Genomic DNA, 10,910 nt, shown 5'->3' on the forward strand with positions numbered 1-10,910 from the left:
AGAGTGACTGGCCACTTAGTCAGAAAATATGATTTCATTTGGTTAACTACTTATAATCAGCAAGTCAAAAATACCCGGAAGCTTTCATCACTGCTCTATTTAATCTGTTTCTTTCGTGGCAAGACATCGCTGGGTTTCTGACAAAATCCCCCGAAGAATACTCAGTTCAACACGATCCGGACGAACCCGCCCATAAAGACGACGCAATTTGGCCATAATCTTCTCGTGGCTGCTGTGATCAAGAAAACCAATCGCCAGCAACACCTGATACAAATGCTCAAAGTAACGCTCCATATCCTCCATATTGGCCAACTCATGGCTGCGGAGCCGGGGCATCTCAAGGGCATCAGTACTGATCAACTGCATCATCCGCAACTCGTAACAGAGCACCTGCACCGCAGCCCCGAGGTTGAGTGAGCTGAACGCTTCATTGGTTGGAATATGAACCTGCAGATGACAGCGGCGCAACTGTTCATTGGTCAGGCCCTTATCTTCACGGCCAAACAGCAGGGCAACCTTATGGGTCGTTGCTTCGTCAATAATATTCCGGGCGCATGTTCGAGGGTCCACCAGCGGGAGAGAAACACCTCTTACCCGGGCGCTGGTACCCACCACAAACTGGCACCCCCCCAGAGCTTCATCCAATGTTGCACAAACCCTGGCATTGTTCAGAATATCGTCAGCGCCAGAAGCCAGTGCTGTTGCGGTACCCGATGGAAACTCATCTGGCGCGACCAGACACAACTGGCTTAACCCCATGGTCTTCATGGCACGGGCAGCAGCCCCGATGTTGCCGGGATGGGAAGGGTTGACCAGTATTATGGCAATGTTCTCGGAAAAATTGTCGGGCACCGCAGGAATCTCTGGCTTTAATTAGGATCAGCCGATCAGTTTACTCAAATTACGGCCAATGCCAAACCTGTCGTAAAATCCAGGGGTACCATTGCAAGCTATAGCGCATCCTGTCAGAATCCGCCCGAAATTGTTATTGCCTGCTGGCAGAGACAGTTTCACGGTCTGGATGGCGGAGCAGGAGAGATGGCTTTCCCGTTACTGGATACAAACGAATCGCTGAATCCGATACAATCCCGATTTTTCCCATTTCAGATGTAACTAAGCCTATGCAACCGATGGTTAATATGGCGCTGCGTGCAGCGCGACAGGCTGGCGATATCATAGCCCGCGCCTACCAGGATCTCGATCACGTTAATATCGAATTCAAAAGCCGTAACGACTTTGTAACCGAGGTGGACAAGGCTGCCGAAAAGGCCATTATCGCCTCTCTGAGTAAAACCTACCCTGACCACGGCTTCTACGGTGAAGAAAGCGGACACCGTGAAGGCAAGGGTGAAGGCAAGGATTACCTCTGGATCATCGACCCCCTTGACGGCACTACCAACTTCATTAATGGCATCCCGCATTTTGCGGTGTCCATTGCGGTTCAATATCGCGGGCGCCTTGAGCATGCGGTTATTCTCGACCCGCTCAAAGAGGAAGAGTACTGTGCCAGCCGTGGCCACGGTGCCATCCTGAACAGCAAACGCATCCGTGTCGGCAATCGCAGAAATCTGGAAGGCGCGCTGATCGGTACCGGCATCCCTTTCATGAAACCGGGCATCAACCATCTGGACAGCTACCTGAACATGATGAGAGCCCTGCTGGGGGATACCGCAGGCATCCGTCGCGCTGGCTCCGCAGCGCTTGACCTGGCGTATGTAGCGGCCGGTCGTCTGGATGCCTTCTGGGAAATCGGCCTGCACGACTATGATATGGCCGCAGGCGTGCTGATGATTCAGGAAGCCGGTGGACTGGTTGGTGACTTCAAAGGTGGCCACACCTTCATGAAGAACAACCAGATTGTTGCCGGTAACAGTAGCTGTTTCAAAGAAGTACTAAAGCGTATCAGACCTTTCGTGACTGAAGGCATGATTGCATGAGGCAGTTTCGCCTCACTTATCGGAATGATCAGACCTTTCCTGCTGATTTTCATAACAGGAAAGGCCCACGGAAATATATGCTAACTCTCCTTACCCATTGTTTTGAACACTAAACTATCTGAAAACAGACGTGGAAGAAACTTGGCTTCTCTATTTCCATGGTCTGTCGCGGTAACGATGATGAGCAACTTTCCGCCTTTCAACCCCTGCAAGGATTGCTTGGTATGAGCATCCAACACAGACACCATGGCACGATCATAAAGATCACCATTGAAGTTAATCATGGTATCAAAATCGTCAATAATCACGACATAATGACAATCCCGATTGGTCTGATGATTACGTCGCTCAGCAAATACATCATTTAATGGCTTGGTGCGATCCCTGGATTTGACCACATCGGTGGCTGACACATAGCTGCAAAACTCACCAAACTCATTGTTTGCCAGGGCTGCCAGTGTCGATTTACCACTGCCCTGGGGTCCTTTAATCAGAATGCGCAAGGTAGAGCAGGAATCATCCTGCTTGAACTTGACCAGTGTATCCCTGAGTTTGCTAACCATGTCTGGTGAGTAACCATCATACTCGAAGCTTTTCCCCTCAAGGGACATGAAATTACTTTTCCCAAACTGCGGCTCAACCTGGGTAAATGCCCAGTTGAAATCAGCCATGCAGACATCCAAAGTCTCCAGCTGCCTGAGTGCCTGAGGACGAAAAAAAGTGTCACTCTCCGTCAGCCCCTGCCCCCTGCGCAGCGCCGATTGTCTGGCCTTCTCCACCAGGGCACCCAGTTCAGCTCCGCTGAAGCCGGCGGTATTTTTCGCCAGCTCTGCCAGAGAGACATCCGGGTTCAACATCCCGCTGTCCGACAATGCCCTGGTCTGAATCTTTAAAATCTCAAGACGCTGATCGGCCTCTGGTAAATTAAATATCATTTTCATATCCATGCGCCCGGGACGCAACACGGCCCGATCAATCAGGTCTGGCCGATTGGTTGTGCCGAACACGATGAGGTTATCTGGCTTGTCATAACCATCCATACAAGTCAGAAACTGATTGACAACTTTATCCCCGATGCCGCTATCCCCTGCCCTGCCCCTGACCGGTAGCATCGAATCAATTTCATCAATCAGCACTAAACGCAGACTCTGTTTATTTTCCAGGCCCTCATCGGAAAATATCGCCCGGACACTTTTTTCAGACTCACCCGCATATCGGTTAAACACCTCCGGTCCGGAAATGATTTTGGTCGATACGGTAAAGCCATTTTCCTTGAGCAAGGATTCAATAACCCGAATAAACAGTGTCTTACCCGTACCCGGAGGCCCCGAAAGAATGCCGCCCCTGGTAAGATGGCATTTCATGGTATTTTGCAGCTTCTCCGGCACTAACCGTGGACTGATAAACGAATCTACGAACTGTCGAATGGCTTCGTTTGCGCCACCAATACCGTAAGCTTCGCCATTGTAATCAAACTTTATGGCCAGCTTCTTGATATCAATGGCAGCAGGAACATCAACAATGTCAAGTTGTTTCTTTAGCGTGTCACTGACGTCAATCCTCGTAACCCGGGCATCGCTGGTTAGCAAGCCAGCAGTAGACTCCTGGTCACCGCCAGAAGATCTGAGCTTGACCCTGGCAACAAACCGATGATCACCATCAGTGAATATGTAGGAATGGGAGTCCTCCAGTGGGCAGCCGGATTGGTGACACATTCGCAGAAATGCGTCTGAAATAGCATGCCAGCTCTTGGTCACTGACGCTTTCTTGCCACGCGTTTGACCAGAGCTTGCTGCCTGCATCGTATGAATATCCAACGCGACTGAATCCCAGCAGTCTTTGGCTACCGCCCCCTTCGTTATATTAATCCCCAAAGTGTCGGACGATTTCAGTTTGCAATTCTGTCTCATTGGCATGGTTAAATAGGCAGTTTGAGGTTCAACATCATTGCGGTACGACACCTTTACCGTATGGATGAAACCTTCTCTGCCAGTCAAACAAACATATGGGGAGGGAAACCCCGTTCCCCTGCTCACCACCACACTGTTAGGTTCAGGCCCATCAAGCCAATCATTTTCGTACTTATTGGTGTTAAATCTGCTGCCACCGGTTTGTGTTGTTGAAGTCTCTGCCTCAATGCGGCTGCTGGCTGCAGTTGCAACATTATCCAAGGGTATTGACATGGTGCGGCCTGGATGCCTGAGGCCGTACCCACTTTGGCCGGGGCGATATTCATGACAACTGTCACCCAATAGTGCTTCCCGATTTTGCACAGCACAGCCTGGTGAAGATGTAACCGACCTGGTGCCAAAAAAACTTGCCATAAAGCCTTGTGCACTTGGGCCAGGTTGGCGACCATTAGTTGCAATATGACGAGAATGACGAGATGGATCAATATTACTACTTCCCGTATTCATAGCGACCTCTTTGACTGTCTATTGTTGGCTCCCTGCCTGAAAGCAGATTTACTATAGACCAAAAAAAACCGGCATAAGCGCCGGTTTTTAATCTTTGCAATTCTATGGGTTATGGCATCTGCTCAATATCGTCATTTTCCTTCACGGGAACAATCAGGTCATCCCTGCTGATTCTCATGTAGATCAGCATATTGGAAGCGATATAGATGGAGGAATAAGTACCCACACCCACACCCACAATCAATGCCAGGGCAAAGTTGTGAATCATATCACCACCAAACAGGAACAAGGCCAGCAACACCATCAGGGTGGTACCGGAAGTCGCCAGTGTACGACCCAGGGTCTGGGTCAATGAGACATTGATAATCTCCTCGGGATCACCTTTCCTCAGCTTGCGGAAATTCTCACGGATACGGTCATACACAATAATAGTGTCGTTCAGGGAGTAACCGATCACCGCCAGCAACGCTGCCATCACCGTCAGGTCAAACTGCAATCCTGACAATGCAAACAGACCCAGGGTGAAAATCACGTCGTGAGCCAGGGACAGAATCGCACCCACCGAGAACTTGAACTGGAAGCGAAAAGCGATGTAGAGCGTGATCAACAACATGGCGAACAGCATACCAAGACCGCCCTGATCCCTCAGTCTCTCACCCACTTGTGGCCCGACAAACTCAACGCGCACCGCCTCAACATTACCGTCATAGTTCTGCCCCAAAAGAGCAGCAACCGCCGCCCCGATTTTCGGATCATCGCCGGGAATACGCACCAGAATATCCTCAGCCGAACCAAACTCCTGCACGACAACGTTCTCATAACCGGCGGTGGCCAGCTGATCTCGGATGTCCGATGTTTTTACCGGCTGGTCATATACCAGCTCAATCAGCGTACCACCGGTAAAATCAAGCCCCCAGTTAATCCCCTTAACCGCAAGGGCCCCGACAGAACCCAGCATTAACAACAGCGACAGCAGCGAAGCACAGGAACGCAGTCGCATGAAATTGATGACTTTCAAATCATTCATCACTGCCACCTCAAATATACAGTTTCTTCAGGTTACGACCGCCGTGGGTCAGGTTAACCAGGGCACGGGTCAGAACAATGGCTGTGAACATGGACGTCAAAATACCAATACACAAGGTGACTGCAAAGCCTTTGATCGGTCCGGTCCCCACGGCAAACAGGATGATACCCACCAGCAAGGTGGTGATATTGCCGTCGAAGATGGAGACAAACGCCCGGTCAAAACCCTCATGGATTGCCTGCTGAACCGGCCGTCTAGAACGAATCTCTTCCCGGATACGAGAGAAAATCAGGACATTGGCGTCCACCGCCATACCCAGGGTCAGCACAATACCGGCAATACCCGGCATGGTCAGTGTGGCACTGAACAGGCTCATCACCGCCATCAGCAACACCAGGTTCATGGCCAGGGCAATATTGGCCAGCAAACCAAACACCCGGTAAACCACCACCATAAAAATCAGCAGCAGGATCAGACCGATCACCGTGGAATGAACACCCATCTGGATGTTCTCCGCACCGAGGCTTGGGCCTACCGTCCTCTCTTCAGCAAAATACATCGGGGCCGCCAGGGAACCCGCTCTTAACAACAAGGCCAATTCAGAGGCTTCTGCCGTTGAGTTCAGACCGGTAATTCGGAACTGGTTACCCAACGCACTCTGAATGGTTGCCAGGCTGATAACACTTTCTTCCTGCTGGAAGCTCTGGATAGTTTCCCTGACCTGCTTGCCCTCTACCGTCCTGGTCACCACCCGGGTCACTGGCTTCTGCTCAACAAAGATAACCGCCATGGCACGCCCGACGTTGTTACGGGTAGCGCGGTTCATCACGGTGCCGCCATGGCTGTCCAGGTTGATATTAACCTGTGGCTGGCCGGTTTGAGTATCAAAGTTGGACTGGGCACTGGACACCTGGTCACCGGTAATGATGATATCCCGCTCCAGAGCCACCGGTGGACGACGGGCATCACGAAAATTGAAGGACTCAGTGTTGGCTCTGGAGGCATTGGGCAACGCTTCAAGACGAAACTGCAGGTTGGCTGTTTTACCCAGAATACGCTTGGCTTCTGCCGTATCCTGAACGCCGGGCAACTCAACAACGATGCCGTTACGCCCCTGGCGCTGAACCAGTGGCTCAGACACCCCCAGCTCATTGACACGGTTACGCACTGTTGTCAGGTTCTGTCGCACCGCATAATCTTCAATGTCTTTAATGGCCGCTTCAGAGTAGCGATAGGAAAGCACAGGACGACCATTAACTTCAGAGTCCTCTACCGTCAGATCCGGAAAATCCTTGCTGATCCGCCGGGCAGCCCGGTCACGGGAGGATGCATCATTAAATGCCAGCTGTCGTGCTCCATCGCCACGCTCCGGCATGGTCCGGTAGCGGAGCTTTTCTTTACGCAGGGAAGTACGAATTTCCGAGGTGGCAATATCCATTTTCAGCTGCAGGGCTTTAGCGGTATCCACCTCCAACAGGAAGTGAACCCCCCCTGACAGGTCCAGCCCGAGCTTCATGGGGTAAGCACCAACGGCAGTCAGCCACTGTGGCGTTGTCTGGGCCAGATTGATGGCAACAATATAGTCATCCCCAAGTGTTTCCTTGATCAGTGATTTGGCCAACTGTTGCTGATCAGCACGGTTAAGGCGAATCAGTAATGCCTGGTCGTCAAGCTCAACAGACTTAATATCAACATTGGCCGCTGCCAGAGCCTTTTCAGCACGCTGCTGAACCCGCTCATCCATCACTCTGGACGAACTGGCACCAGTCACCTGTACTGCGGGGTCTGCGGGATAAAGATTGGGAAGGGCGTAAATAAACCCGAGACCTACGATGACCAGAATCAGCAGGTACTTCCACAATGGATAGCGATTGAGCATGGCTCACCGGTTCCTGATGTAATAGTGAAGTGCCATAGCGGCATTGTTATACGGCCTTTACCGGGAAATGCTTTCCGGGGAGAGCCTGTGGCACAATCCATTTGGTATAAGGAAGCAGCCGGAAAAGGCTGCTTTAAACTTACTTGATCGCCTTAATGGTACCTTTGGGCAGGGTGGCGGCTACAGAACCTTTCTGGAAATTCAGCTCCATATTGTCGGCAACCTGCAGGGTCACAAACTCATCCGTGACATTGCTGACCTTGCCAAGAATACCGCCAGTAGTGACCACCTCATCACCCTTGGCCAAACCGGCAATCAGGTTCTTGTGCTCTTTGGCACGCTTGCTCTGGGGGCGCCAGATCAGCAGCCAGAAAATCAGCACGAAACCACCGAGCATCACCAGCTGACCGATCATACCCGGTCCAGTTGCCGCAGCAGCCACACCACCTTCTGCAGCAGCGTGAGCCTGACTGATGAAAGGAATCATTCCAATACTCCTAATCGTATTATTACAATTGACGCAGAAATTTACCTGAAAAACAACCGGTTCGGAACCCACCCATTCGCCAGAATCAGGCAAAGGCAGTGCCGAAACCCAACACCAAAAGCGTCAATCGATGGCTATAAGGAAACTTTCCGGCTTGACATGAACAGACTGTTTATTGGGACTATCCAGAAAAAATCAACCCTGACAGGACTGCCAGGATTAACCCCGGCCAGGCACATCCTGTCCACGCTTGCGATAGAACTCTGCGACAAACGCTTCCAGCTTACCTTCTTCGATAGCGCCTCTCAGACCGGCCATCACCCGCTGGTAATAACGCAGGTTATGGATGGTGTTAAGCATGGAGCCGAGAATCTCACCGCATTTATCCAGATGATGCAAATATGAACGACTGAAATTCTGGCAAGTATAGCAATCACAGTGCGCTTCCAGTAGACGTTCATCCATCTTGTGGGCGGAGTTACGAATCTTGATCACCCCTTGGTCCACAAACAGGTGACCATTACGGGCGTTTCGGGTTGGCATAACACAGTCGAACATATCAACACCGCGACGGACCGCCTCAACGATATCCTCCGGCTTGCCAACCCCCATCAGGTAACGGGGGTGGGTCCCGGGAATATTGTGGGTGATGTGGGAAAGAATTCGCATCATATCCTCTTTACTTTCACCCACAGAAAGACCACCAATGGCATACCCATCAAAGCCAATCTCAGTCAGGCCTGCAAGGGACAGGTCACGCAACGCTTCAAACATTCCCCCCTGGATAATGCCAAACAGGGCAGAAGGACTGTCACCATGGGCGGCTTTGGAGCGGGCCGCCCAACGCAGGGAAAGCTCCATCGAGGTACGCGCCTGCTGTTCATTGGCATCACCCGGCGTACACTCGTCAAAGATCATCACGATGTCCGACCCCAGTTCGCGCTGGACCTGCATGGAAATCTCCGGGTTCAGGAACACCCTGGAACCATCCACCGGCGACTGGAAAGAAACGCCCTCTTCGGTGATTTTGCGCAACTTGCCCAGGCTGAATACCTGAAAGCCACCGGAGTCCGTCAGGATCGGGCCGTGCCACTGGTTAAAGTCGTGCAGGTCCCCGTGTTTCTGGATAATTTCAGTACCGGGACGAAGCATCAGATGAAAGGTGTTACCCAAAATAATTTCTGCACCAATCTCCTTGATATCCCGTGGCAACATGCCTTTAACCGTGCCATAGGTCCCCACTGGCATAAAGCATGGAGTTTCCACGGTTCCACGGGGAAATGTCAGCCGACCCCGACGGGCCTTGCCATCGGTTGCCAACTGCTCAAACTGCATAAAGCACTCTCTTGTCATGAATATTGTATAGCTCTTTTAAACCACAAGCCTTGAACCACAAAGACACAGAGACACAAAGAAAGCGCTGTTCTATATGCCTATGCGAACACACCACAGAAAACCTTTGTGTCTTCGTGCCTTTGTGGTTCCCTTCTTTTAAATCTCTTACTGCACCTCAGTCAGCCTGTCGGGTCAGCAACATGGCATCGCCATAACTGAAGAAACGGTACTTTTGTTCAACAGCCTCTTTATAGGCATCCAGCACGTGTTCCCGTCCGGCAAACGCACTGACCAGCATCAACAAGGTAGACTGGGGCAGGTGAAAATTGGTCACCATCAAATCCACACTGCGAAACTCATAACCCGGATAGATAAAGATGCTGGAATCGCCTTCAAACGGCGCAATCTCACCGGATGCAGAAGCCGACTCCAGGCTGCGCACCGAAGTGGTACCCACCGCCACAACACGTTTACCCCTGGCACGGGTTTCCCGCACCGCCTGACAGACGGCTTCAGACACTTCGATATACTCAGCGTGCATCACATGGTCTTCAATCTTTGCAACCCGAACCGGCTGATAGGTTCCTGAACCCACATGAAGCGTCACAAATACTTTTTGGACACCTTTTGCCTCAAGACGTGCCAGCAATGCCTCATCAAAATGCAGGCCCGCCGTGGGCGCAGCCACCGCTCCGTCCCTTGCCGCAAAAACGGTTTGATAGCGCAGACGGTCACTGTCGCCATCTTCACGGTCAATGTAAGGCGGCAGCGGCATATGGCCGTGTTCCAGTAGCAGCGGCAAAACCGAGGATTCAAAGCGGAGAATAAACAGAAAATCCCGACGCCCTTCAACAACCACAGGAACCGCGCCATCTGCCAGCAATAACACAGAGCCCGGTTTTGGTGATTTGCTGGCCCTTACCTGGGCCAGCGCCTGATTATCCTCCACCACCCGCTCGATCAGCACCTCAATTTTGCCACCGCTCTCTTTCTGGCCATACAAGCGGGCCGGAATCACCCGGGTATTATTCAGCACCAACAGGTCGCCGGGCTCGAGAAGATCCTCAATATCCGAAAACTGTTGATGCCGAATCCCACCGCTATTGCCATCAAGGCACAGCAGGCGGCTCCCGGTGCGGTCTTCTGCAGGAAACCGCGCAATCTGCCCATCGGGGAGATAAAAATCAAAATCACTGACTTGCATGGACATTCCGATGGTTAGAGTCTTCTTCCAGGCAGCCCACGCATTTCAAGCAAAAAAGCGTAGAAAACCGGTCATATTAAAAAGCACCGAAGGATACTGCAAAACGAAGAAAGTGTCAGGAGGACTATCCCATGCAACGTTACGGAGTTAACTTACTGTATTGCCCGTACCGTTGAATAACCGCTTGATCTCAATGATCTCTTTGATATACTTTTCCGCGCTTGGGCAAGCACCATTTCGCCAACAAACCTTTGCGATTCATTCGCTGAGAAAAAGCTTTGAAATCAGCGATCAGATGACATAAGCTCAGCCTCACTAAATGCCAGTGTGATGGAATTGGTTCACATGACGGATCTAAAATCCCGTTGAAAGCCAGACATTATGCGGTTAACAGAACCAACTGGTGTCATAAAGCCTCAAATTTATGGCGGCATGGTGGAATTGGTAGACACGCTGCACTCAAAATGCAGTTCCGAAAGGAGTGACGGTTCGAGTCCGTCTGCCGCTACCAACGAAATAAACTAATATCCTGACTAAAGGCTGACTTGAAATAGTTGGCCTTTCTTATGTTTAGGAGTGGTCTAAAAATAACTTTCCCATTTTAAACTCAGTGTTCCTGATGAT

At 51.2% G+C, this 10,910-nt stretch carries 8 protein-coding genes and 1 tRNA gene; 2 read left to right on the forward strand and 7 right to left on the reverse strand.

Features of this window, described 5'->3' with window-relative positions; translation table 11 throughout:
* Nucleotides 1–99 precede the first annotated feature (99 nt).
* Nucleotides 100–852 (reverse strand): RNA methyltransferase, encoded by a 753-nt coding sequence (locus tag KDK14_RS12820; protein ID WP_257265535.1) that lies wholly within the window; start codon nt 850–852, stop codon nt 100–102.
* A gap of 269 nt (nt 853–1,121) precedes the next feature.
* Here KDK14_RS12820 and KDK14_RS12825 point away from each other — a divergent pair, with 269 nt between their 5' ends.
* Nucleotides 1,122–1,937 (forward strand): inositol monophosphatase family protein, encoded by an 816-nt coding sequence (locus KDK14_RS12825; RefSeq protein ID WP_257265536.1) that lies wholly within the window; start codon nt 1,122–1,124, stop codon nt 1,935–1,937.
* An 80-nt stretch (nt 1,938–2,017) separates the two neighbouring features.
* Here the strand turns inward: KDK14_RS12825 and KDK14_RS12830 are convergent, their stop codons facing one another.
* From KDK14_RS12830 to queA, 6 genes are all read right to left on the reverse strand, one after another.
* Nucleotides 2,018–4,120, reverse strand: coding sequence for an ATP-binding protein (locus KDK14_RS12830; protein ID WP_257265537.1), 2,103 nt, complete (start codon nt 4,118–4,120; stop codon nt 2,018–2,020).
* 343 nt (nt 4,121–4,463) lie between these two features.
* Entirely contained in the window at nt 4,464–5,381 is a 918-nt protein-coding gene (secF, locus tag KDK14_RS12835) for a protein translocase subunit SecF (protein ID WP_257265538.1), read from the reverse strand.
* Between the two features lie 10 nt (nt 5,382–5,391).
* Nucleotides 5,392–7,260: a protein translocase subunit SecD gene (gene secD / locus KDK14_RS12840; protein WP_257265539.1), complete on the reverse strand. Its 1,869-nt coding sequence runs from the start codon at nt 7,258–7,260 to the stop codon at nt 5,392–5,394.
* A gap of 139 nt (nt 7,261–7,399) precedes the next feature.
* Nucleotides 7,400–7,747 (reverse strand): preprotein translocase subunit YajC, encoded by a 348-nt coding sequence (yajC, locus tag KDK14_RS12845; protein WP_257265540.1) that lies wholly within the window; start codon nt 7,745–7,747, stop codon nt 7,400–7,402.
* A gap of 219 nt (nt 7,748–7,966) precedes the next feature.
* Nucleotides 7,967–9,100 (reverse strand): tRNA guanosine(34) transglycosylase Tgt, encoded by a 1,134-nt coding sequence (gene tgt, locus KDK14_RS12850; protein WP_257265541.1) that lies wholly within the window; start codon nt 9,098–9,100, stop codon nt 7,967–7,969.
* Nucleotides 9,101–9,257: 157 nt separating this feature from the next.
* Nucleotides 9,258–10,286 (reverse strand): tRNA preQ1(34) S-adenosylmethionine ribosyltransferase-isomerase QueA, encoded by a 1,029-nt coding sequence (gene queA, locus KDK14_RS12855; RefSeq protein ID WP_257265542.1) that lies wholly within the window; start codon nt 10,284–10,286, stop codon nt 9,258–9,260.
* 426 nt (nt 10,287–10,712) lie between these two features.
* Between queA and KDK14_RS12860 the strand changes: the two genes are divergently transcribed.
* Nucleotides 10,713–10,797: transfer RNA gene (locus KDK14_RS12860), tRNA-Leu, on the forward strand.
* Nucleotides 10,798–10,910: the final 113 nt, after the last annotated feature.

It is taken from the genome of Endozoicomonas sp. ONNA2 (assembly GCF_024606365.1).
Lineage (GTDB): Bacteria > Pseudomonadota > Gammaproteobacteria > Pseudomonadales > Endozoicomonadaceae > Endozoicomonas.